The following is a 25,518-nucleotide window of genomic DNA, read 5'->3' as shown; positions in this document are numbered from 1 at the left end:
GTAGAGTTTCAATCCCTTATAGGTAGGCTAAAAACTAACATAACTGAAGAGAATATTAAACAAATAAACAAAGTTTCAATCCCTTATAGGTAGGCTAAAAACGCTCACCTTCTGCTATCTGTGAATTTCAAAAATATGGTTTCAATCCCTTATAGGTAGGCTAAAAACTTGTATCGGTGGATGGATTTTATGCAGAGTATCAGGGTTTCAATCCCTTATAGGTAGGCTAAAAACCAATCTTCTCTGCACCAAATAAGAAAACTTTTCAAAGACATTTTTGTTCTATTTATTATAATATATTAAAATTTCTGTCGTGTCAACTATTTTTTTTCTGTCGGTCTCCTGTATTTTTTTCACTATTGGTGATTGACGAATATATAAACTCCTGCAAATTGATAAATCAAAAAATTTTAAAGTATGATACCCTTATTCACTTTTTTTTCGCCAAGAATTTCTCTTTTAGTATATCTTTCATCTTTTAAAATATATATAATGACTGAATCTTCTGTGCTTTTTATTACTTTTTTATTTAATTCTGATTTTAATTTTTCAAGTTTTGGAAATGTTATTTCACCTTCAAATACAGAATTTTGAACCCAATATAAATATTTTCTACATATTTTCAATGCTTTTGAAACTCTTTTTTCATTTATATCATATACAAGTATTGCATACATTTACCACCCACTCACAAATGGTTTATATTCTTCTTCTCCTATAAGATGCTTTTCTATTTTATATAGTTCCATTCGTATTAACCTTCTATATGAAACATTTCTCCCAAGTCCTTTATGTTTTATTGTTGTTCTAAGACGATTATCAAATTCCTCAACAAATATTTGTTTTCCCGGGTCTTTTAGTATTAACCCACCCATTTTATCCTCAAAATGTTTTTGCTGAATAATTTTCTTATTAACAAGAGTAAATATTATTCTATCAACAATTATTGGTTTAAAAATTTCTGCAATATCAAGATTAAGGGTAAATCTTCTAAAATTTGTTGTATGTAAAAAACCAATTCTGGGGTCAAGATGTGTTTTATAAATTTCGCTCAAAACAGCAACATATAATAAACTATTTCCAAAACTTATCAGTGTATTTAATTTATTTCTTGGGGGTCTTCTACTCCTTTTCTCAAAAATAAATTCTTCGTCTTCAAGGATTTTATCAAAAGAAGAATAATAATGTTCTCTGATGTTCCCTTCAATAGCCATTATTTCTTCTATTGAATTACAATTATCAACCTTTTCTTTTAAGTTTTCTATTTCTTTAATATACCCACCAACTTCTTTTCCTCTATTTGAATAGTAAGTTAAAACCTTTTCAATATTTTCTACCGCTCCATTAAAAATTTTTTTTGCAAGAGATATTCTTTTTCTCTCATCATTATAAAACTCTGCCTGTTTAAGAATTATATATCCTGAATTATAATGTTGCCTTGGGTAAAATGAACCAATGTAATATCCATAGTGATTGAAAAAATGAAGAATAATTTCTGTTTGAGATAAAAATTCAAGAAACCTTTTATTTAAATCAACTTCTCCCATTACCATTATTTCGCTTATATTTTCAACTGGAAGATATTTTTTCTCTCCTTCTTTTGTCTCAAAATATAAAGTATTTCCTTTTCTCTGAAACTGCCCATCTGAAAAAACAAATATTGTTTTTTTCATATTTTTTAACTCCAACAGAACTCATCATAAGCACAATTTCTACAAAATTGATTTTTTACCTTTTCTGGTAGTTTATTCTGACTTATTATATTTTTTATTTTTTCTATATCCAGAAGTAATTTTCTCTCATTTTCTTCATTAAGAACAACTTCAATCCTTTTTTTCTCTTTTGGAATTAACAATTCCCCTTTTGCTTCTACCCCTTTTTCTTTTAATTGATATAAATAAAACAGCAATTGCATTTTTGCTGCCTCTAAATATTTTGAACTCTTCTTTACTTCTCCAATAAGAAGTTGTCCGTCCTTACATTTTATGATATCAATTATCATTGACTCTAATTTTATTTCTTTTTTCTCTCTTGGGTAGAATTCTTCACTAATTAATCTTCCAATTTCAATATATGGATTTTCTTGTGATGGTTGAATATTATGAGCCATAAACCACACTTCTCTTTTACAAATAAAATAGTACCAAACAAAAGTTCCTATTATTTTAAATTCCATTGATTTTCACTATTTTATGTTCATAAATTAAAATATTAAGGTATCTATTTCTGAACAAAACCCTGTTTCGGGTGAATAAAAATTTTTAATTTCGTTTTTTGGAATATATCTCATTCCACAAACCTCAGAAGGTAAAAAAATATCTTTATAATTTCTAATAGATATAATATAACTTCTAAATTCTTTACGAATTTTCAAATAATTATTTCGCCGAATTAGAAAATCTCTTTCTTCATATATTTTTTTACAATATCTCTCCCAAATATTTTTTGCATCTTCATCTATTTCTACAAAAATATCAATATATTCTCCCTTCTCTTTAATTAACTGAAAAGCACTTACCATTTTCTCAAATCCATTTCTTACTGGAGGGTTTTTTTCATAAAATCTCAGTTCAAGCATAGATTCCCAAATATATCTTGAAACATCATCATTTATTTTGAATTTTACTTTCTCAAAATAATTGTTAATTAGGTCATAAAAATTGCTTTCGGGTATTTCTTTAGCATTAAGTAATTCCCTTGAAATTTCTGGATGAATTTTCCCATAAACATAACTTGCAAATTGTCCAAGAGAAAAAACATAAAGTTCTTTTTTATCTTTTGTATATTCTCTGTTACATCTTCCTGCAACCTGAATAATTGAATCCAACGGGCCTATATCTCTTATTACTACATCAAAATCTATATCTACCCCTGCTTCGACAACTTGCGTTGAAACTAAAATTGGTATATTGTTTTTATCAAGAAGTGATTTAATCTTTTTTATTCGTTCTGCTCTGTGCTTCGGAATAATACTTGTAGATAAATAAAATAAAGGATTCTTTAATTTATAAGTTTTTATTTTTTCATAAATTTCTTTTGAGGATTTTATAGTATTTGCTACTATAAGATAAGAATTTTCTTGGTTATAGTTTTCTATAAACCATTTAATAAAATCGTCTATATTTTTCTTTTCTAAATCTGCTTTAATTAAAACACGGTTTAACTTTTCAAAATAAGTTTTAGGATTTTTTACAATTTCTGTGGCATATTCCTCTTTTAAAATTAATGGTTTTGTAGCGGTAAGTAAAATAAAGTAACATCCAAAATATTCAGCAACTATTTTTATAACTTTTTCAACCAAATCCCAATATTCAATTGGAATATTTTGAACTTCGTCAAGAAGAATTATACTTCCTGCAATATTATGATATTTCTTTAAAAAACTATTTTTAAAACCAATTATTGTGTGAAGAAGTTGAATAAAAGTAGTAATTACTACTTCTGAGTTCCATGATTCAATCAAAAGTAAGGACTCATCTAAAGGTTTAAGTTCATCTCCTTCTTTATACTCTAAATCGGATAAATAATGATGTTTCAGAATATAAGCAGTTTCATTCTCTTTAAAATCTTCTATTTCAGAACAAAGCACATTCCGAATTACTTCATAATTTTGTTCTATAATTGTTATAAATGGTAAAGAATATATAATTCTCGGCATATATCCTTTTTCTTTTTCTATACGAGTTCTAAGATTTAATGCCACAGAGAAAGAAGTTAAAGTTTTCCCTGACCCTGTGGGGGCTGTTAATGTATAAAGATGATTTTCAAGAGATACTTCTTCAATTTTTAATATAGATTCCTTGTAAATTTGATTTCGTATTATATCCATAGTTTTTCTTGAACAAAGATTAAACTGTTTTTCTCTATATCTATCAACTAAATCAGGCATTAACTTTTTTCTTTTTATTATAGAAACATTCCCAGCATCTCTTTTATCAGAATCAATAAGAATTGAATATAAAAGTAAGGTAAATAGGAAAAGGGCAATTTTAATTCCATCTCCTTCATTTTCATAATTTTGCCTTAATTCATTTAATTTTTTTAATATACTTAACCATGTATTTAAGAAATCTTTTATATCGCTTGCTCCCACCATTTCTTTATATTCATTTTCTATGATACTTATCCTATTTGGTCGTTTAAAATCTTCTATTTGTTTATACGTCATTTGTAATTTTTCTCTTGTGCGAGGTTCCGCGTAGGAAAAACAAGGGGGATTTTTAAAATCTTTGTAAGAAGGAATATCTTCTCCAATTGACCTTAAATCTCCATGATGATGAAGAACAATAAAATATCCAATTAAAGGAATATAAGAATAACTCTTAAAATTATTATTTACATCAAGATATTCTTGAATTTGCCATGCAGTAAATATTGCAGAGATAAAAGAATGCTGTGATAATTTATTTTCCTTTTGATTTATTAGATATTCCTGAAAAAAAGATGTATATTTCCCAAAATCATGAGAAATACCTATAAGATAGGATATATCCGAAAAAAAACATTTGTCTTTTATTGGTAATTCACATATAATATGCCTACTTTCTTCTCCAACTCCTTTCAGATGGTGTTTTAACTCTTTTTTACCCCCCTTTTCGCCTATATGTGAGTAGAATTTCATTTAACTTTCCATAAAAACAATATTTTCTTCTATCTCTTTTTTCTCAGAGTTATTATAATTTATTTTATAGTAATTCTCTTTAATTTTTAATTTAATGTTACTATTATTTTTTTCGTAAAGAAAATTTGCTCCTTTCTTAAAATTCCTTTGTGAATCAAATTCAAGAGGCATTTGTTCTTTTATGTATTGTAAAATTTTTCCTGAATCCTCTTCAAAAATAAGACCCCCCTCTTGAATTTTTTCTGTATTTACAACAGTTACTAAATCTGTTGTAGTATCTTTTTTAGAAGCATATACCATAATATCAGTTTCTTCAAGGCAGTCAATAAACTCTAATTCTCCAATAAATTCACTTAACCCTAAATAAGGTGGATAGACAAATTTTTTTTCTTTTAATACTTTCTTTAATTGTTCAAAAACTTGCTCTTTGTGATAAAAGTATATCCGATATTTAAGTTCTTCAAAACCTCTGTCTGGTAATATTATTTCTAAAGGTATCTGTGTATGTCCAGCACTAAGATTTACTCCTTTTATTCCACCTTTATCACTTTTTGTCTGTATATAATTAACTGTTTGCATAATTTTTCTCACTGGCGTTCTTATTGAGATTGCTATCTTACATTTTTCAGTACTAAATTCTTCATAATATTGGTCTCTTTCCCTACCTAAAATTCCTGCAATTAAACCTGTAATAGTTGTTCTTGGAGGAAATGAATATGAAAGCGAAGATGAATTGGTGTAAAACTTCCGGAAATGCGCTACTGCCCCTTTTATATCAAAAATAAGAAGTCTATCTATCTTATATTCCATTTATTTACTCCTCTGAATGAGGTAAATCTATAATCTTATCTTTAAAGCCATTTTCTATAAGTTCTTTAAAAATTTGCCCTTCTTTTAATTTTAAATCATCATCTTGCCAGAGATATATTTTATTAATCTTACTTTTATTATTTGTGACTAAATTTACTAACTTGTTTACTTCTAATTCAAACTCGTTTATATCTCGCAAATTATCATCAGGTTCTATCTTAATATATCTTCTTAAATCACCTAAAAAAGTTGTGTTATCTATATATTCAATCCTTACCAATAATCTTGGTTTCTGTCCAATTTTACTTCTGGTAGTTGCTTCTTGTGGTATTGATTTTAATAAGGCATTATCCAATATCTTTATATCTTGTTCTGAAAACATAGTTTTTTCTGCTCGTTTTCCACTAATTATCCCGTAAAAAGCAATTAAAGAATAATAAACTCGCCAATCCTTACCCATTGTGCTATATTCCTCACCTCTTCCTGCAAGCATAGAAGTTATAGTTGATGACTCTACAATTTGAACTTTGTTTAAAGAATATCCCCAATTAAACTGAACTGGTCCTGTAAAAGCATTAGATGCTCCTTTTGCTATTCCCTTTTTTGCCTTGATAGGCATAGTTGCTCCAAACATTCTGACATCAATAACTCTTTGTAATAGCCATTTAATATGTTTTTCTTCAAGTTTATTAATTTCAACTCCTCCTTTTTTCCCATTTTCTTCATAATTTTCAAAAAGTTTCTCTACCCTTTTTGTAGCATCGACTGTCATATCATCTATCTTGCTCACAAAAACTTCATATCCCTGTGCATATAAATAATCCCTTATGTATCTTTTTAACCTTACATCACTTACAAGATTCCTGCTAGTTTGATAATCCATACGCGGTTTATTCTCATCATCAGGGTCACCATTCGGATTACATAACTTTGCATCGTAAATAAAAATAATATCTGAATTTTTAATTTTTTCTTCATTCATTTTCTACCTCCTCATTTTTATTTTCTTTTAATTTGTTTTCATCAATTTTCTTCAACATATTATAAGCATATCCTGAAAGAATATAAAAAACATTTTCTTGATTAGAAAGTTGCCAGTTGTTTAGATTTTTATCCAATAATCTTTTACATTCAGCAAAAATTTGTTCATTATAAAGAATATTTCTTTTATACTGTTTTAATTTTTCAAAAACCTCATTAGTTAATCTTAAAATTTTTTTTACATCCATTCCTTGATAAACAAGTTTATTAAGAATTGGTTTATTCGGATTTTCTTTACTCCACTGGGCATTCCCAATTTCTCCTATCAGATATCCAAGTAGAAAAAGTGCAGATTGTTCTTCTCCATATCCCATTTCTTCAATATACTTTTTCATACCTTCGGAAAGTAAAGAAGTATCTATGTTATTCATATTATCACCTCCTCTTTGTAAAAGTTTTAGTTTCTTTAAATAGAGCAAAAGAAGATTTGCCTCTAATACCGAATAAATTAATCCAGTATCAGTATCTTTTGGCTTTTTTATATTATAACTATCAAATTTCCCAAATCTATAAACACCTATTAGGTCAACAAACTGTTTAATTAAAAATTTGTAAGATATAGATTTTGTTGAAAAAATAGCATCGTAGAAATCTAATACTTTCTTATAGTCCCCTATTTCTTGTTTACTTATCCTCACTGGAAAAAGATAATACATTCTTTCTAAATTCAAATACCATCTGTTATCTTCCCCAAAAATTTTTTTTGCTATTTCATATATTTCATTTTCCTTTTCTTTTAAAAAATCTAATCTGCTGGGTGGAACATCTAGTATTAGTTTAAGAATTTTAAATTCACTTTGATATTTTCTATAATACAGAAGATTTAAAATAAAGTTATTTTTATGTTGCTGAAATTCACTATACTCTTCTAATCTATCTTGAAATTTTCTTAAACCTTCAAGATTTACAACAGAATTCAAAGATTGTTTTATGTATTCTGCCCATTTGTCAAGTTTCTTTATGGGAAATGATATATCTCCAAAAATAAATTGTGGAATTATATAAAGATTTAAACCAACTTTTGTCCTCATCTTATTTTTTATAAAAGATTCCCCAACAAGAATTTTTTTATAACATTCTTCACAAAGAGTAAAATTTTTCAAAAATCCTTTTTCCTCTAACTCTGAAGCAAAACTAATTTTATCTGTTATATAATAACTAAATTTAAATCTCATATCTTTTGTAACTTCTTTTTCTTTTTGACAAAGGAAACATCTCCCTCTAATTGTTTTAGAAAACAACTTTTTTATTAAAGAATCTTCTAAATGTTTTCTATATTCTGGGAAATCAGATATCAGTTGATTATCAATTTTTAAATTGAAAAGTCCTATTTGTTTTTTAGTAAGATTTTTTTCTCTTTTCAAATATTCAAAAATTTCATTTTTAACAGTATTAACTAATTTTTTAGGATTATTATTTACTTCTTCTAATATTTGTTCTATACTTTTAGATGAAATTCTTATTTTTTCTATATCCAATATATACTGATATTTTTTATTCTGTTTACTATGGTCTCCCAAATCGTAATAAAACTTATTTTTCACTTTTTCTAAGAGTTTTTTTAATTCCCCATCAGAAATTGCCTCTATAACATTAGGAATTGTTTGTGATATTAAATATTCCAAATTATTCGTTGTAAACCTGTCTTGAGGATTATTTGACAAAGCATTACCTATCCATAAATATTTTTTAGGTGTATCGTCTTTCATTTCTTCAAAATCAAAGGTTACAGTTTCTTCATCAGTATTAAAATCAATAATAACAATATACTGTTCCTCCCCATTTATTTTTTTAGGTACTTCAACCAAATTTTCTAAAAACTTATCAGGGGAAGTATTAGATAAAATTTTCTCTCCGATTTCTTTAATTGCCTCTATCATTTTTTATTCCTCAGGGGTTTTAAGTTCAAGGTCATTATATTCTAACCATTTAAGAACACGCCTTTTTTCATAATGTTTTTCCCAGAAATTTATTGTTTTTGGATGTAGACCTTTTTTATTGTGGATAACTTTTTTTATGAGATAGTCAGGATAAATTCTAATCAGCCATTTCAGAGATGGAACATCACCATAATCCAATACTCTTTTGATAATAAATGTAGAGTGCTTTTCTATATCTAAATCTTCTTTTCTGACATCCCAGAAGAGTTTTTTTACATATTCAGGAATTGTTTTTTTGTTTTTATTTTCCATTTCCTTTTTTTATTTTAAGATAAATCATGTATTCTGGCAATATCAATCACCCCCTAACTTCCTTTTCAGAAAATAGAAGTAGTTCAAAACAACCAAATCCCTGAGGGTTTTTACTCCCAATACCACAATCATAAGCAACTTTTAAAATTTCTCCTTCTCCTTTTATTTTAAATTTCCCCATCCATCCCTTTATAATTGTCCCTTTATAATTTATAATTTTGAGATTTGAGGTATTAATGTCTATTGGAGTTATTTCAAAATTATTTATTTCAGTTTCTTCCTGATAAATTAGAAAATATTTTTTCTTCAAATTTTCTACAATAAGAGATTGAAATTCCTTTTCTGCTGGTGAATAATAATATGTTTTTTTCTTATTGTTTTCTCCTTTTAATGTAGAATAGACGGTAACAGGGGATAGCATTTTTATTTCATATTCTTTTTTTGAAAAATTAGGATAGAATTGGACTTCTACGCCTTCTATGTAAATAAAGTTATTATTTAAAATAAAGATGTTTTTTTTCACAAGAGTCTCAGCAAAACATTCTAAAATTTCTTCTTTTGGAGAGGATAGTATAAAAGAAATTGGAGGGGAGAAAATAAAATTTTCTTGTTCTTTTCTGAATTTCCCATTTATTCTTGAAAATGTGAAAAGTTTAAAACTTCTTTTTTCATATATATAACCATCTTTGTGAAGAAAATTACTTAAAAAGGTATTTAAATTCCTGTATATAAAACTTTGAAGAATATAATTGTAAGAAATTGGGAGTATAATTTCTTTTTCAGAAAAAAATGTTATATTGAGCCTCATTTTAAAAAATTATACTCTGATAAATTTTTACTTTCAAATTTATGAATTGAGATATACTAAATTTATTATAAAATTTCATAATAACTTTTGACAAATAACCTATTTATGGTCAAGTAATATGAAAATATCCGAAGTATCCTTCGGATATTTCCCTTCCTTTATAAACCTAAAATCCTGTAATATTAATAACTATTTTCTTATCTGATAAAATCTATTGAAAAATCAGGAATTGAAACAGATGACATTTAAATTTTAAATAGTTATATAGAATAGAAAATAGGGAAGAATGTTTATGTATATGAAGGAGAAAGTTATTGGGATAAAAAGAAGAAACAAGCGAGACAATTTTTAAGTTTCCTTTCTTTTATTCTACATTCAGGTGTTTGTAAAATTATGAGAGAAAAAGATATTTTTAAAGATTATACTCTTATAAAACTTCTTTATGAATTAAAAAAATCAAAATAGTAGAGATGGAAAATGGTAAAATATTTTTGACTGAAATTTCTAAAAAACAAAAAGCGATATTTTCCCAAATTCCGCCATAATTAGGCACTAAGTAAGTTTATTATATCATATATTCATCACAGCAACAGGGTTTTTTAACAAAGGTAGATGCTATACTTAATGCCTATATGAACATTATAAGAAGAAAATATGTCTTTATCCCCATTTGAGTTTATACATACAGTAAAAACAATATGAATATCTTAATGTCCAAAAATATGGGAATTTAGGATTTTAAAACTTGAGAAAGAAATTGAAGTTCTTGAAGTCCTGATTATTGATACTAAAGTAGAACACCTATGGCAGAGAGAATTAAGAGACCTGAGCGATATAAAAAATAAATTAGAGATTTGTTTAAGAGTTCTGACAAGCAGAAGTTAGAGAAAAGAATTTATTGTTTTTATATATCCGGAGTAAAAAGAAATTATTATATAACCAACATAAGCAGCAACTATAAGATAAATAACAACAGGAATAACTTTTAATATCTGGTTTATTATAAATTTTGTTTCTTCTTCTGTGTATTGGATAACTTTTTCAATTGTTTTATCCATATTTCCGCTTATTTCTCCTGTTTCAATCATCCCTTTAACTTCATCTGGTAAAAATTGATTATTTTTAATTGCTTCTGAAACAGGTATATTTTCTTTTAATAAAGCAAAATTTTTATCAAATTGTTTCTTTATTGTTTCATTTCCTATAACCTCTGTTGCATCTCTAAATGAACTTATAATATCAATTCCTGCTTTATACAAAATAACAAATGTTTTTAAAAATATAACTACTTGAAAATTTACTAAGATTTTTCCTAAAAAGGGGATTTTTATAATTATTTCGTCTAACTTTTCTCTCAAATTTCTCTTTTTATAAATATCAGGTAGATAACCAAAAACAAAAATACTTCCATAGATAATAATAAAAGGAATAATAATTTTACCCAAAAATGGGAAAAATCCCTTTAAGAAAAGAGTAGGGATGGCAGGAATAATAATTGCTAAATTTAAAAGTATAAATGGATAAGTTAAACCAGAAATAATGTTTCTTCTTATATTTTCAAGAAAAGAAAAATAGTCAGATAGAGAAAGGAGTGTCTCAGGAAGATTTCCTGATTTAATTCCAGCAGAAATACTCTTTATTTCAAAATTAGAAAAGAGAGAGAAATTTTTCATTGCTTCTGATAAATTTTTCCCTTTTGATATCTCTCTTTTTATAAAAGAAACAATCTCTTTTTGATGTAAGGGGTTATTCTTTTCAAGATTGGAAATAGCAGAAATTATATCAAATCCAGAAGAAAGCAAAGAGGATAATCTAAAATAAAATTCTTTTTTCCCAGAAAATATATTTTTTAACAAGAACAATTTTTTCCCTTTTGAAATACTTTTATATAAGAGTTTAAATTTCAAGATTCATTCCATCATATGCAATTATAACATCTGTTTTTGCCCTTTTGCTTATTTCTCCCTGTTTTTCCCATATTTTATTTTTAATCATTGTCATACCAAAATGTGTAATAATTGCCTTTTGGGGTTTTATTTGAGATATTATATCTTCTGCTTCCTGTAAAGAAAGGTGTAAAACATTTTCTTTTTTTTCATATAAAACAGTATTTATAATGAGAATATCACTTCCTTTATATTTTTCTATAATTTCTGGGAAAAAAGCAGTATCCGGGATATAAGAAATAACAGGTATATTTGCGCTTTTTAATTTAAATCCATATGTTTCTACTCCATGTTTATGTCTTACAGGTATTTCAAATTTTATATCTTTTAAATTATACTCTTTTCCCTCTTGTAAAATTTCTATTTTTTCAGGGAAGTTTCTTATGTATTTTAATATAACAGGGTCATTTGAGATAGCATCCAATGGAGTAAAAACAATTCCTTGCTTTTCTCTACCTCCTTCTGTCATTGCCTCAATCATTAAATTTATTTCACAGGAATGGTCTAAATGTTTATGAGAAAGGTATATTCCATCTAATTTTTCTGGGTGCAGTTTTGGTTTGCTTTTAATTATTCTAAAAAGGCAACAGGGACCAGGGTCAACAATAAAATTTGTGTTATTTATTGAAAACCACATTCCACCACTTGCTCTTAATTGTTTCAACATTACAAATCTTGCCCCTGCGGTCCCAAGGAATTTTATAAATGACATCTTTCTCCATTTCTATTATATTACTTGGTAGGTATTGATGTTTCAAAACTTCCTTCAAGAAATAATGCTAATTTTTTTGAATGAATTGAATTTTTTAATTTTTGTATTGCTTTTGATTCTATTTGTCTTATTCTTTCCCTTGTTAAATTGAAATAATCTCCAACTTCTTCTAATGTTCTTGAATATCTTTTTTCATCAAGACCAAACCTTAATCTTATAATAATTTCTTCCCTTTCATCCAAAACCTTTAATGCTTTTTCAATTTCTTCTGCAAGAAGAGATTGTTTTACTCGCTTTAATGGATTGGGACTCTTGTTATCTTCTATAAAATCACCAATTGTTGCTCTTTCTTCATCTCCAACAGGTAAATCAATAGATATAGGGTCTGGTCTCATAGACCTTCTTATATTTTTTATTTTCCCAACAGGTATTTTCAGTTTTTTTGCAATTTCTTCATCTTCTAATTCACCATTATTTCCTTGATTAGATTTTGCTTCTAATTTTTTCAGTTTATTTATTTTTTCAATCATATGGACAGGAATTCTTATAGTAGATGAATGGTCGGCAATTGCTCTTGTTATTGCCTGTCTTATCCACCATGTTGCATAAGTACTGAATTTAAAGCCAGTTTTATATTTGAATTTTTCAACTGCTTTCATAAGTCCAATATTGCCTTCTTGAATTAGGTCAAGAATTGAAAGTTTAGGATTGTTATATCTTTTTGCAATATTTATAACAAGACGAAGATTTGATTTTATCAAGAGTCCCCTTAATTCATTTAGTTGTTGACAACAATTCATGTATTGAACCTGGGAGATTTTTTTTCTTTTTTTCATTTGATTTATTTTTTTCTTCATTTCTTCAATACCTTTTGCAAGCTCAACCTCTTTTTCATGAGTTAGAAGAGAATAACTACCAGCAATTTTCATATATGACCTTAAAGCATTTTTTGCTTCCTCAGTATCAATTATTTTTTCTTTCTCAATAGAAAAAGGTTCTTTTTCATCAATATCAATATCCCAGTGGTCTAATTCATCAAAAAGATTATCTATTTCTGACTGGTCTGTTATATCAATTGGTAGGATATCATTTATTTCTTCTAATGAGAGATGTTTTTTCTTTCTTCCTAATTCAATTATCTCAGAAATTTTTTTCTTTTGTTCTCCTTTAGAAAGATTCTTCTTATTTCTTCCCATTTTACCTCCCTTTTTGCAATTGATATATTATTGTTTGTATTTCTTCTAATTCATTTTTTGAAGGAGAAGGACCCTTTTCAAATATTTCTTTTTTTCTCTTATTGAGGGTTTCCTTTAAAGATATTTCTTCTACTTTCTTTAAGCAATCATCAAAAATTTTTCTTTTTTTATCTTCTGAGATAAGATTATCTTCAATTGCAACATTTGAAATAAGATTTAAAATCTGCTCATCATCAATTATTCCTATTATATTTGCAACAGTTGGTTTTATGTTTTTGTTTATCAATATTTCAACTGCTTCAACAACTTTTTTTAATTTTTCTGTCAATTTCTCTTTTTTCTCAATTATTTGTTCTAAATATGTCTGGTCGTTTAAAATAATATCAAGAAGATAAATTTCCGCATTTGGTTTAAGAGGTTTTTTTTGCACTGGTTTTATTTCTTCTTTTGATTGGCTGTTTTCTTCTACATATTTTTCAATTGTTTCTTGTGGGATAGATGTTTTTGATGATAGATATTTTATATATTCTTCTTTTTCAATTTCATCAGGTATAACAGATAATAATTTACTTATTTCTTTTATAATAATGGATTTTCCTCTTGGAGAATTTATATCAAAATTTTTACTTTCATTGGTAATCATAAAATCAATAAAGTTTTGAGAGTTATTTAACAATTTTATAAATGAACTTGTACCAAATTCATCTATAAATTTATCAGGGTCAAAACCAGTTGGAAGAGGGCATAACTTTACTTCAAATCCGCTTTTCAGAATATTTTCAAGTCCTCTAATAGATGCATTTATTCCAGCAGTATCAGAATCAAAAACAAGTAAAATTTTATCAGTGAACCTTTTTAATATATTTAAGTGTCCTTCTGTTAAAGATGTTCCCATAGGTGCAACAACATTTTTTATGTTATTACTCAATAGTTTTAGAACATCAAAATATCCTTCAACGATAATTGCATAGTTATTCTCTTTTATTGTTTCTTTTGCCCAGTTTATTCCATAGAGAGTTCTGCTTTTATTAAAAATTATATTTTCTTTTGTATTTAAATATTTTGGCAGACCATTTTCTTCTATTGTTCTACCACCAAAACCAACTATATCATTATTGGTGTTTATTATAGGAAATATTATTCTATTGGTGAATACATCTTTTTCTCCATTCTCTGAAATAAGACCACTTTTTATGAAAACATCTTTTGCCAGAGAATGTTCATTTATTTTTTTTAAGAGAAAATTTCTATCATAAGGAGCATAACCAAGAGAAAAATTTTTTATTGCTATATCATCAAAATTTCTATTGTACAGATATTCAGATGCCTGTTTTCCCTGGGAAGAAAAAAGTACCTCAGAATAAATTTTTAAAGCAAACTCATTTGCTTTTACTATTTCCTGTTTATCTTTATTTGAAATTTGTTTTGTTTGAAAATTTATTTCTATACCAACTTCTTTTGCAATTTTGACAACAGATTCCGGGAAAGAAATATTTTCAATATTCATTATAAACTTAAAAACATCACCACCTATTCCACATCCAAAACAATGGAAAATTTGTTTTTCAGGATTTACAAAAAAAGATGGGGTTTTTTCTGTATGGAATGGACAAATACCTCTATAATTCTTACCACTTTTTTTAAGATTTACATATCTTGAAATAATTTCAACAATATCAACTTTTTCACTTACCCTCACAATCTCTTCTTGTGAGATATATCCTTTCATTAAACTGGTAACCTCCACATTTTTCCTTGTTATACCTTTGTGTTTTTTGAGTGTCAATAGTTAGGCGGAATTATCCCAGACATTTGAAAAGTTTAACCATTGAGATGGGTAGGCAAGAATAAGTTCTTCAATTATATTTGCCCCTTTTTGAGTTAAAAATTTAATTTTCTCTTCTTCTGTCAAATTTGAAGGTGGCTTTTCTATTTCCCTGAAAAACATTCTATAATTTTTCCCTTCCATAATTAAAAAACCTGCAATGTATTCGGCTTTTGTTTTAATAAATAAAGTTGCAGGACCTCTCGGGAATAATACATTTTCTCCCATGAATTTCACATATATTCCCTTTTCCGTAAATGGTCTATCCCCAAGTATTGCAAGAACCCTGTTTTCTCTTAATGCTTTTATTATATGTTTTGGATTACTTCCTGTAAGTATTACATCCACTCCTTTATCTTTTCTTCTTTCAACATAAATTTTTGTTACAGAAGGGGATAGATAAGGAATAGCAATAGCACTGACTTTATATCCAAGAATTGAAGCAACAATACCAGCAAGTTCCCAGTTTCCAATATGAGCAGTTAAAGCAATAACTCCTTTACCTTTTTCAAGACATTTATCAAGTAGATTGAAATTTTCTAAAAAAACCTTATTTTTAACAACTTCTATATCCCATTTTGGTATATTAAAAAAATCAGTCATATATTTAGCAAAATTCAAATATGCTTTTTTGGTTATTTTTATAACATCATAACTTTTATAATCAATTCCAAACTTTTTTTTTCTATATGCAAGTGTTTTTTTTATATTATTTCTGACAGTTTTTCTTAAAGAGGGAAAAAAAATATATCTTAATCTTGCGATTTGTTCAGCAATGAAATAAGCAACTTTTAAAGGCAAATGAATACCTAAAAAACAACAAAATTTGTAAATTAAACAAAACATTATAGTCCTCTTCTTCCTTCAATAGATTTTTTTATTGTTTGAAGGTCAACATATTCAATTTCTGCCCCAACAGGTAGGCCATAACCAATTCTTGAATGCGGGATATTCAATTTCTTGAGGATTTCAGATATATAAGCGGCAGTATCTTCTCCTTCTTTTGTTGTACTCGTTGCAATTATGACTTCTTTTGTCTTTTCTTTTTGAACTCTTTCAATAAGTTGCGGAATTCTTAAGTCATCAGGGTCTGTTTTATCAAGAAAGGAAATTCTTCCCCATAAAACATGGTATTTCCCTTTGAAAGATGCCTTTTCAAAAATTACCAGGTCTTTAATATTTTCTACAACACATATTATATTTTCTCTTGTTGTATCTTTACAGACATTACATATATTATCTTCAGAAAGATTAAAACAATTCTGACATATTTTTATTTTCTTTTTCAGGTTGGCAAGGTTTTCTACAAAATTATCAATGAATTCATTATCACCTGTAATTAAAAAATTCGCAATTCTTTCTGCACTTTTAGGTCCTATACCAGGTAATTTTGAAAAATTTTCAATAAGTTTTTCAACAATTTCAGGATAGTATTTCATTGGTTATATTTAGGCACAAACTTTTCAACAATTGCAATCTTTTTCCATTTGTCCAAAATTTATGATTTTCTTAACTACCTTCTTTTTAAATTTCAATGGCACTGCTATAACAAGGGTATTATAATTACCATCTTTTGATATATGCAAACCATCCGTCTTTTTAACATAAATGTTTTCAGGAGCATAAATAAATACTGTTCCACTTTCCCCTTTAGGTCTTTCAACTGTAAAACAGCATTCCATTTTTTTAGAATTATATTCAAAATCCTTAATTTCCATTTCCCCCATCATAATATGCATATCTGTTCCAAGTATTACTGGTTGTTCTTTATCTTTTACAAATCTCAAAACTGTAACACTTTCTTGTCGGACATTTATATCAATATTATCTATTCTCTTGCCTTCAAACTTTTCATTCCAGAAATCCCACACTAAATAACTTTGTCCTTTTTCCATTCCAAGAGTTTCAAAAGGCACTTTTATATTTTTAGGAACCGGGTCAAAATTGTATATTGCAAGAACTTTATATTCACCCCATGGTTTAACAATAGAGCGTAAAAATAATTTTGGATAATCAGGTGAAACAGATGTAAAAAGGTCTACAGGAAAACCAATTTCTTTACTTCTTGGTAATGTTTTTTTAATAATGTTTAATCTTTCTTCACTAATATTACGAATATCATCACCTAATATTGTTGGTCCACCACTGAATGCGTGAATAGTAGCATGTATTTGTGCGTGAGTAAGTGGGATAGGTTTATCTACTGTAAGAAGATTTGAAGAGTCAGCAATGTAAAATTTCCGGTGTGTGAAATAATTGGCTGCCTGTGAAAGCAATGCTTCTTTAGGTCCTGTCCAGAAATCACATTTGTTAATTACATAGGAAGCAGGATAAAAAAAGGACTCTTTATTAATATCCCTTCCTTCTCCAAAATCATTACCAACACGAACTCCATCAAGTATTCCTGCATTGTGAAGTTGAGGACCTGTAGAACTTAACAAATATGTGTCTTTCCCAGCAGTTTTTTTTAATATTTTAAGAGCATTTGTATATACCTCTGGACCTGCTACGAGTTTTTTATTAAAATGTTTTTTATAAGGAAAACGATGAATATTGCCTGCTCCCGCTTCAAGAAAATCCACCATATAATACCTTATTCCCCATTTTCTATATGTTTTAAAAACATTTTTAAGAAATTTTATTGTTTTTGGATGAGATGGGTCAAGAGCGTAAATACAAGGACGCTCTTTCTTAGGTAATTTACCTGCATCTCCGTGCCTCCATTCTTCACAAACTATCATTTTTTCACCTTCAAGATTTTGTAAAATAGCATCTTCCAACTCTTTCAATAAATCCGTAAGGGAACTACAGAGATAAAATGGTGCTATCCAGAAACCAGGCAAAAATCCTTTACTACGGACCATCTTTATAAATTTTTTCCTACCACAAGGAATATGCTTATAATTCCATTTAAGCCAGTTACCAGGTAGACCGCCTTCAAAATTATGCATACTTGTCCATAAATATTTAAATCCAAATCCAGCAAGGCGTTTATTTATAGCATTAAGATTTTCAGAAACAACTTTTGCATAATTATCTTTCCCATCAAATATAGCCCAGGCACAACCATTAAATCCTAATGGAGTATTTTCCCAGATGTCCGGTTTTATTATATCTTTTACTTTATCTGCCCAGTTTTCAAGTTGTGTATAAGGATTATCACCAACTATTATACGAAATATCTCTGTGGATGTTGATTTACCCGGTGCCAGTTCCCATCCTGCAAAATCACAATATGCTTGCAATCCATCAAGACCATGGACTGACCTTTTAACTACAAGTTTGGTATTGCACCTTTGGAAAGTCAGAAAAGCACCTTGGAGAGATAAATTCTTTGTATTATTGCAGAATTGAACTATTACTTGACTATTTTCAGGCATTTCGGGGTCATCTATTCTATAAACTTTCTGCCCATATATTTGTAATGGAAAAACAGCAACTTCATCTTGTTCATTCCTAAATCCTTCAATTTTAGTATCCAATAAAAATACTTTACCAAGTTTAACTGCTCTCTTACCATAATTCATTATTTTTGATTCAATAACCTGTTCTCCATTACTTTCCTTAAAAAATATCTCCCACTCAATATTTTTTTCTGGAAACTTACAATGCAAAATAAAATTAGATTTATCCTTAATTGAAATTTCTGAAGATACACTTTTAAGGATACCATCATCAACATCAAGAGACATCAAACATTCCTTAAACAAAATCTCATTTAAACAAAAACTTATAAGTCCATTTTCAATTTTAACCATTTTTTCTTGTATTATTAAAAAGGTAATTTAAAAGAACCTAATTGAGACCCGACTTCTGTTGCCATCCATTTTTCAACTTCTTTCTGACATTGAGAAAATGTTTTTTTAATAATTTTTTCAATATATGCTTTATTTTCCTTTTTTAAAATATCTTCTTTTATTTCAATAGATATAAGTTCCATCTTTCCATTAACTTTTATTTTAACTTCATCATTTGGAGATGATGATTCAAATATTTTAGACCTCATAAGTTGTTCAATTTTATTTGCCTGTTGTTTTAATTGTGCTAATTGTTTTAAGTTATCAAACATTTTTTATTCCTCCTTTTCAATTATTTGTCCATTGAATTCTTCAAGGATTTTTTTTACATCTTCATCTTCAATTATATTTTTTTTTGTATCATTTTTCAACAATGTCTCAATCTTTATGTTTTTCCCTGTTAATTTACTTATTATTTTTTCAATTTCTTTTTTATTTTCATCAGCCCTTTTTTTGTGAAAATTAAACTTTTTTTCATAAGAGATAAAAACAGTATCATTTTCAAATTTTTCAACTTTTCCTTCTCTTATCGCTGCTTCCAATATTCTGCTTTTGTTCTTTATTTCTTTTAAAATTATATCCCAATTTCCAATTATGTCATCTATTAAGTTTTCTCTGCTTTCCTTCTCTATTATCATCTCTTTTGTATCTTTTTTTATTTCCTCTTTTGTTTCTTCTTTTATATTTTTTTCTTTCTTTGTTATTTCAAAAATATCTACCTGTTGGTTTTCATTATTTTTAATTTCTTTTCCAAGAATAGAAGAAAGTTTAAAAAGAAGAATTTCTGATAATAGTATCGGTTGTGTTTCTCTTCTTAATTTTTCTTTAAATTCAATAACAATTGAACTTGCCTGTAATAATTCATCAGTTGTTATATTATCAAAAGAAGAAAAAATTTCTTTTTTTTCTCCACCTTCAATTTTGTAAAAAAGAATATCTCTAAATCGTTTAATAATACCTTCCATTATAAGAGATGGGTCTTTACCCAGTGAAATTAAATTATGTAGAAATACAATAGCATCTTTAACTTTTTTTTCAACTAAAAGTTTCAAAATTTCATCTATCCCTTTTTCATCAACTATCCCTAAAAGTTTTCTTACATCTTCAATTTTAATGTTGTTTTCTGAAAAAACAATCAACTGGTCTATTATACTTAAAACATCTCTTAAAGAGCCATTAGCAAATTCAGAAATTTCTTCTATGGCTTTTTTTTCTATTGTGAAATTTTCTTTTTTGCTAATTTCTAAAACCTTATTTTCTATTTCTTTCAACGTAAGTGGTTTAAAATCAAATCTCTGACATCTTGAAATAATTGTTGGCGGTATTTTTTCAGGAGCAGTTGTTGCAAATATAAATTTTACATATTCAGGTGGTTCTTCAAGCGTTTTTAAAAGTGCATTAAATGCTTCTGTTGTTAACATATGAACTTCATCAATTACATAAATTTTATATCTTGCTTTTGATGGTCTTAAATTTACATTCTCTCTTAATGTTCTTATTTCATCTATCCCCCTATTTGAAGCACCATCTATCTCAATTACATCTAAACTTGTTCCTAATGAAATTTCATTACAAATTTCGCACTTATTGCATGGATTTATAGTTGGACCATTTTGGCAATTTAATGCTTTTGCGAAAACCCTTGCCATTGATGTTTTTCCACTTCCTCTTGGTCCAGCAAAAAGGTAAGCATATGCAGTTTTATTTTTTTCAATTGCTTTTTTTAATGTTTCTACTATATTTTCCTGTCCAACAAATTCATCAAAATTAAGAGGTCTATATTTTCTTGCTAAAACCTTATACATTTTTTCTCCAATAATTTTAAAATTGTTCTTTACATCCTGAAAGTAATTTTATATCATAATTATATAGAAGTGTAAAAATATTTTATGAGAAGTTATATTTCCAGAAATATAATAGGCCTGGTAGCCAAGTGGCAAGGCAGCGGTCTGCAAAATCGCTATTCGCCGGTTCAAATCCGGCCCAGGCCTCTTTCTCCCATTAGGAAAATTATTCTGTTCGGGAAATTGCAAATTTTAAAAGTCGGAATTCCTTGATAGTAAAGAAAATTTTTGACAAATAATTTTAAATCCTTTATCATATTTGAAATTCCTCTTGACAAATTTTTAAAATAGTTTATAAATATATAAAAAACAGAAAGGAGGTGAGAAAAAATGAATAAAGGACAATTGGTAGATGAAGTCGCAAAAGTTGTTTGCTCAAAAAAAGAAGCAGTTGCAGCCGTTGATGCTGTTATAGAAGCAATTAAAAAGGCGTTGAAGAAAGGAGATGTTGTTACATTGGTGGGATTTGGGACATTTAAAGTAGCAAAAAGAAAAGCAAGAACAGGAAGAAATCCTCAAACAGGTGCAACAATTAAAATTCCAGCCAAGAAAGTTCCTGTTTTCAGACCAGGAAGTGAATTGAAAGAAGCAGTAAAGTAAAATTGAAATGAAGAAAGCGGACTTTATTCTAAAAAGTCCGCTTTCTTTTTTAACTTATTTCTTTTCATCTTTGCGAAAAGAAATTATAGCAGAAGTTACATCTGCTCTCGTTCTCTCAACAATTCCTCTCATATAATCAATCTGTCTTCTTAATCCTCTTGTTAAAGCATCTGTATATTGAAATTCCAAAACAAAATAATAAATTTCATCAATTATTTCAAGATATAATTCAATTTCTTCAATTTCTCCACTTCTTATTTTATCAAGTATATATCTTCTTATTTCTCCTGTACTTTCGCATAAACCATGTAAAAAACTTTTTACATCAAAATCATCTTTGTTAAATTCAGGAATTTTTTTGTCTCTTATGAGATATAAAGTTATAAGTGCTTCTATTATTTCTTTTTCAGCAGAGTGAAGAAAACCAGCATAATATATTTCTGGGAAATTAGATAATAATTTTTTTGCTTTTTTAAGGATTTTAAGTCCATTTTCTATTTCTTCTTCTGCCTCTTTTATTTTTCCCTGATGGATTTCTTTAACTGATTTAAATGCACTTCTTCCTATTTCTCTTACCAGTTTCAAAGTTTCTTCTCTCACATTATCCTGTTGTTCAAAAAAATCCCTAAATTCATTTTCCAATTTTTTCAAATTAAGTATTTTTTCGTAGTTCATAATAGTTTTTTAATTCCTCCTCTATTTTCTTTTTTTTACTATAACTTATTTTTTTTTCTATTGGACCTTTTGGCTTATTATTTCCTTTTGGATTTACAGTATTCAGAAATGTATCAACTGACATAACATTACATCCAAAAAGTTTAGATGATATTTGAACCTGTTTATCATCTGAAACAACTGTTATTTCTTCATTTCTTTTTCCTTTTTCAAGTATTTTTTTAATATATTCATCTGCTGTTATCTCACCAGAAAAGAATGTTTTTATTCTTTTATCTCTTAAAAAAGGGAAATCAGATGTATTAAAACCATCCAATACAACAGAAAAAATTACAGATAGATGGTTTGCTTTATAATTATCAAGGATTTGATAAAGTGACAATTTCCCCTTTAAGTCCCCTTCTTTCCCTAAATATGAACTTTTAATAACATTATAACCATCAATTAAGTATTTCATTTTTTAAACTTCCCAGAGTGCTGTTTATAATTTATGCACATATGCACAAAGCGAGTATTTCAGCGTCCACTGGTATTGTAGCGGATTAAAAGTGTAAAATGTAAAACGAAAAGTGCAAAACGAAAATGTAAAATTCAAAACTGACAATAGAAAAAAATTTAAAATTGTTTCGTTTTAAATTTTAAGTTGTAGTTTTAAATTTAGCACTTTAAATTTTAAGTTTATACTCTCTACTCACTACTTTCTAATCTGTTAACATTCTCTTTTATTACTTTTATACACTTATCACATAAGTCAGGAAATTCAGTATTTCTCCCTACTTCTGGAAAATATCCCCAGCATCTCTGACATTTTTTATAATCTGTCTTTTCAACAATTATTTCTTCTTTCCCTTCTATAAAATTAACTTGAGAAACCATTAAAAGTTTTTCTATATTCTGGAAACTTTTTAAAAACTCAATTTGTTCTTTTTCAGTTTTTATTGTAACTTTAACTTCTAAACTGCTACCTATCAATTTTTCTTCTCTTTTTTCTTCTATTTTTTTCAAAATATCTTTCCTTACCTGAAAAAATTGTTCCCATCTATCAAGCAATTTTTTATCCGGTTCCCCTAAATCTGGCCAGGTGTTAAGGAAAATACTCTCTTTGTCTTTCCATTTTAAAAATTGATATGCTTCTTCTGATGTAAATGAAAGAACAGGTGATATAATCATAAGAAGAGATGAGAGAATTTCTAAAAGAACCTGTTGTGCTGTTTTTCTCTCTTTTGAATTTTTACCATAAGTGTAAAGTCGGTCTTTAAGATAGTCAAGATAAAAAGAAGAAAGAGAGATATTACAGAAGTTATTTATTTCTTCAAATCCCTTATTGAAATTAAATGAATTGTAATAATTATCAACTTTTCTGACAACTTCTTTAAGTTTGTTGATTGCCCATCTATCAACTTCAAAAAGATTGTCATACTCAATTTTCTCTTCAATTTCAAAATCATATAAATTACCAAGTAAAAATCTTATTGTATTTCTTATATTTCTATATGTTTTTGAAAGATTTTTTATAATTTCTTCTGATATTCTAATATCTTTTTGATAGTTCTCACTTACTGCCCATAATCTTAATATCTCTGCTCCATATTTTTTAATTATCTGGTCTGGTGTTATAACATTTCCAATTGATTTACTCATTTTTTTGCCTTCTGCATCAACAACAAATCCATGTGTAACAACATCTTTATAAGGTGCTTTCCCTTTTGTTCCACAGGAGACAATTAAAGATGTCTGAAACCATCCTCTATGTTGGTCACTGCCTTCTAAATAAAGGTCTGCTGGCCATTTAAGTCCATATTTTTCTTTCAAGACAGATATATTACTTACTCCTGAATCAAACCATACATCAAGAATATCTTTTTCTTTCTCAAACTCATTACCTCCACAATAAGGACAGAGGAAATTTTCCGGTAAGAGTTGTTTTTCTTCTTTTTCAAACCATATATCTGAACCATTTTCTCTTATTTGTTGTTCAATTTCTTTTATTGTCTCTTCTGTGATAATTGGTTTTTTACAATTTTTACAATAAAAAACTGGAATTGGAACTCCCCATATTCGTTGTCTTGATAAACACCAATCAGGCCTTAATTCAACCATTGAATATATTCTGTTTTTCCCTTCTGGAGGAAACCAATTTACTTTTTCAATTTCTTTTTTTAACAATTCCCTTAAATTTTTGTGGTCCACTTTAAGGAACCACTGTTTTGTGCTTCTATAAATTACTGGCTTTTTACATCTCCAGCAATGAGGATAAGAATGAACAATCTCTTCTTCTAAAAATAAATTTCCTTCTTTCTGGAGTTTTGCTATTATTAATTTATCTGCATCAAAAACAACTTTACCAGCAAATTCCTTTACCTCATCTGTAAAAGTTCCTTTTTCATCAACAGGAGATAAAATTTCAAGTCCATTTTTAATCCCTGCATTATAGTCCTCTTCTCCATGCCCGGGTGCAATATGAACACAGCCAGTTCCTTCCTGGTCTGAAACAAAGGAAGCCATTATTACTTTTGATTTTCTTTTTATAATAGGTCCTTCATATAAAACTCCTTCTAAATCAGTCCCTTTAACAACTTTTTTAATATTCCCTTTAATGCCTTTTTTCTCAAGTAATTGGGAAACAAACTTTTCTCCTATAATTAAGTCCTCTTTTTCTGTTTGGACAATAGCATAATTAAGTGTAGGTGAAAGAGCAATACCTGTATTTGAAGGTAAAGTCCATGGAGTGGTTGTCCAGATAAGAAAATATGTATTATCTCTGAAATTATTTTTATTATCCTGAATAACCTTAAACTTCACATATATTGAAGGTGATTTTATATCATAATATTCAATTTCTGCTTCTGCTAATGCTGTTTCACAATTTATACACCAGAAAATTGGTTTATATGTTTGATAAATATAACCAGAAAGAGATAGTTGTCCAAATGTTTTTATAATATCTCCTTCATACTCCTTATCAAGTGTTAAATATGGTTCTTCCCATTCACCAAGAACTCCAAGTCGCTTAAATTCTTCTCTCTGGATATTTACAAATTGTTTTGCAAAAACACCTGCTTTTTTTCTAAAATCAATTTTATCTACTTGATTTTTCTTTAATTTTAATTGTGTAAAAATTTGATGTTCAATAGGCATACCATGACAATCCCAGCCAGGTTTATATGGAGAATAATATCCTTTTAATGATTTATATTTTATTACTATATCCTTCAAGATTTTATTTAAAGCAGTCCCTAAATGAATATGTCCATTTGCATAAGGAGGACCATCATGAAGAATATATTTTTCTCCATTTTCATTTTTTTTAATTATTTTTTTGTAAATTTCCTTTTCTTCCCATATTTTTAAAAAATGTGGTTCTCTTTCACTTAAATTTGCTTTCATTGGGAAATCAGTCCTTGGTAAGTAAACTGTTTTTGAATAATCCATTTTTTTTCCTTTATGTAAA

Annotated in this window: 22 protein-coding genes and 1 tRNA gene; 2 read left to right on the top strand and 21 right to left on the bottom strand. The window is 27.6% G+C overall.

Translation table 11 applies throughout. The features are described from left to right. Positions 1-410: 410 nt before the first annotated feature. The 18 genes from cas2 to dnaX form a co-directional block, all read right to left on the bottom strand. The gene (gene cas2 / locus PLW95_01465) at positions 411-677 is read right to left on the bottom strand and encodes a CRISPR-associated endonuclease Cas2 (GenBank protein ID HOV21337.1); all 267 of its coding nucleotides are present in this window, start codon (positions 675-677) and stop codon (positions 411-413) included. Next, positions 678-1,673, bottom strand: coding sequence for a type I-B CRISPR-associated endonuclease Cas1b (gene cas1b / locus PLW95_01460; protein ID HOV21336.1), 996 nt, complete (start codon positions 1,671-1,673; stop codon positions 678-680). Positions 1,674-1,678: 5 nt separating this feature from the next. After that, positions 1,679-2,176 (bottom strand): CRISPR-associated protein Cas4, encoded by a 498-nt coding sequence (cas4, locus tag PLW95_01455; GenBank protein ID HOV21335.1) that lies wholly within the window; start codon positions 2,174-2,176, stop codon positions 1,679-1,681. A gap of 27 nt (positions 2,177-2,203) precedes the next feature. Further along, the gene (cas3, locus tag PLW95_01450; GenBank protein ID HOV21334.1) at positions 2,204-4,621 is read right to left on the bottom strand and encodes a CRISPR-associated helicase Cas3'; all 2,418 of its coding nucleotides are present in this window, start codon (positions 4,619-4,621) and stop codon (positions 2,204-2,206) included. Continuing rightward, positions 4,622-5,431 (bottom strand): type I-B CRISPR-associated protein Cas5b, encoded by an 810-nt coding sequence (gene cas5b, locus PLW95_01445; protein ID HOV21333.1) that lies wholly within the window; start codon positions 5,429-5,431, stop codon positions 4,622-4,624. 4 nt (positions 5,432-5,435) lie between these two features. Next, positions 5,436-6,413, bottom strand: coding sequence for a type I-B CRISPR-associated protein Cas7/Csh2 (cas7b, locus tag PLW95_01440; GenBank protein ID HOV21332.1), 978 nt, complete (start codon positions 6,411-6,413; stop codon positions 5,436-5,438). Then, positions 6,406-8,352 (bottom strand): TIGR02556 family CRISPR-associated protein, encoded by a 1,947-nt coding sequence (locus tag PLW95_01435; GenBank protein HOV21331.1) that lies wholly within the window; start codon positions 8,350-8,352, stop codon positions 6,406-6,408. Before PLW95_01435 ends, cas7b begins: the two co-directional genes overlap by 8 nt. Before the next feature lie 3 nt (positions 8,353-8,355). Then, positions 8,356-8,664: a hypothetical protein gene (locus PLW95_01430; protein HOV21330.1), complete on the bottom strand. Its 309-nt coding sequence runs from the start codon at positions 8,662-8,664 to the stop codon at positions 8,356-8,358. 46 nt (positions 8,665-8,710) lie between these two features. After that, the gene (cas6, locus tag PLW95_01425) at positions 8,711-9,472 is read right to left on the bottom strand and encodes a CRISPR-associated endoribonuclease Cas6 (GenBank protein ID HOV21329.1); all 762 of its coding nucleotides are present in this window, start codon (positions 9,470-9,472) and stop codon (positions 8,711-8,713) included. Between the two features lie 881 nt (positions 9,473-10,353). Further along, positions 10,354-11,334: a type II secretion system F family protein gene (locus PLW95_01420; GenBank protein HOV21328.1), complete on the bottom strand. Its 981-nt coding sequence runs from the start codon at positions 11,332-11,334 to the stop codon at positions 10,354-10,356. 34 nt (positions 11,335-11,368) lie between these two features. After that, positions 11,369-12,130, bottom strand: a complete 762-nt coding sequence (locus PLW95_01415) for an MBL fold metallo-hydrolase (protein ID HOV21327.1) — start codon at positions 12,128-12,130, stop codon at positions 11,369-11,371. A 20-nt stretch (positions 12,131-12,150) separates the two neighbouring features. Beyond that, the gene (locus tag PLW95_01410) at positions 12,151-13,326 is read right to left on the bottom strand and encodes a sigma-70 family RNA polymerase sigma factor (GenBank protein ID HOV21326.1); all 1,176 of its coding nucleotides are present in this window, start codon (positions 13,324-13,326) and stop codon (positions 12,151-12,153) included. A 1-nt stretch (position 13,327) separates the two neighbouring features. Next, positions 13,328-15,055: a DNA primase gene (gene dnaG / locus PLW95_01405; protein HOV21325.1), complete on the bottom strand. Its 1,728-nt coding sequence runs from the start codon at positions 15,053-15,055 to the stop codon at positions 13,328-13,330. Positions 15,056-15,115: 60 nt separating this feature from the next. After that, positions 15,116-15,997 (bottom strand): lysophospholipid acyltransferase family protein, encoded by an 882-nt coding sequence (locus tag PLW95_01400; protein HOV21324.1) that lies wholly within the window; start codon positions 15,995-15,997, stop codon positions 15,116-15,118. After that, the gene (gene recR / locus PLW95_01395; GenBank protein ID HOV21323.1) at positions 15,997-16,590 is read right to left on the bottom strand and encodes a recombination mediator RecR; all 594 of its coding nucleotides are present in this window, start codon (positions 16,588-16,590) and stop codon (positions 15,997-15,999) included. The genes PLW95_01400 and recR overlap by 1 nt, the downstream gene beginning before the upstream one ends. Positions 16,591-16,614: 24 nt before the next feature. Beyond that, positions 16,615-18,909 (bottom strand): hypothetical protein, encoded by a 2,295-nt coding sequence (locus tag PLW95_01390; protein HOV21322.1) that lies wholly within the window; start codon positions 18,907-18,909, stop codon positions 16,615-16,617. 14 nt (positions 18,910-18,923) lie between these two features. Further along, positions 18,924-19,220, bottom strand: coding sequence for a YbaB/EbfC family nucleoid-associated protein (locus tag PLW95_01385; GenBank protein HOV21321.1), 297 nt, complete (start codon positions 19,218-19,220; stop codon positions 18,924-18,926). 3 nt (positions 19,221-19,223) lie between these two features. After that, positions 19,224-20,753 carry a DNA polymerase III subunit gamma/tau gene (gene dnaX / locus PLW95_01380; protein ID HOV21320.1) on the bottom strand — a complete coding sequence of 510 codons (1,530 nt, stop codon included), beginning with the start codon at positions 20,751-20,753 and terminating at the stop codon, positions 19,224-19,226. Positions 20,754-20,867: 114 nt separating this feature from the next. On the opposite strand from dnaX, the gene PLW95_01375 reads away from it, so the two are divergent. Both PLW95_01375 and PLW95_01370 read left to right on the top strand, forming a co-directional pair. Continuing rightward, positions 20,868-20,939: transfer RNA gene (locus tag PLW95_01375), tRNA-Cys, on the top strand. Positions 20,940-21,122: 183 nt separating this feature from the next. Continuing rightward, complete coding sequence (locus PLW95_01370) at positions 21,123-21,392, top strand: HU family DNA-binding protein (GenBank protein HOV21319.1); 270 nt, start codon at positions 21,123-21,125, stop codon at positions 21,390-21,392. Positions 21,393-21,446: 54 nt separating this feature from the next. Here the strand turns inward: PLW95_01370 and PLW95_01365 are convergent, their stop codons facing one another. From PLW95_01365 to ileS, 3 genes are all read right to left on the bottom strand, one after another. Further along, positions 21,447-22,067 (bottom strand): hypothetical protein, encoded by a 621-nt coding sequence (locus PLW95_01365; GenBank protein HOV21318.1) that lies wholly within the window; start codon positions 22,065-22,067, stop codon positions 21,447-21,449. Continuing rightward, positions 22,045-22,524 carry an NYN domain-containing protein gene (locus tag PLW95_01360; GenBank protein ID HOV21317.1) on the bottom strand — a complete coding sequence of 160 codons (480 nt, stop codon included), beginning with the start codon at positions 22,522-22,524 and terminating at the stop codon, positions 22,045-22,047. Before PLW95_01360 ends, PLW95_01365 begins: the two co-directional genes overlap by 23 nt. A gap of 230 nt (positions 22,525-22,754) precedes the next feature. Further along, entirely contained in the window at positions 22,755-25,499 is a 2,745-nt protein-coding gene (gene ileS / locus PLW95_01355) for an isoleucine--tRNA ligase (GenBank protein ID HOV21316.1), read from the bottom strand. Positions 25,500-25,518: the final 19 nt, after the last annotated feature.

This window comes from bacterium (assembly GCA_035370465.1).
Classification (GTDB): Bacteria; Ratteibacteria; UBA8468; order B48-G9; family JAFGKM01; genus JAGGVW01.
Note: the sequence above shows the minus strand (reverse complement) of the source record. Positions and strands in the feature narration are given on the sequence as shown.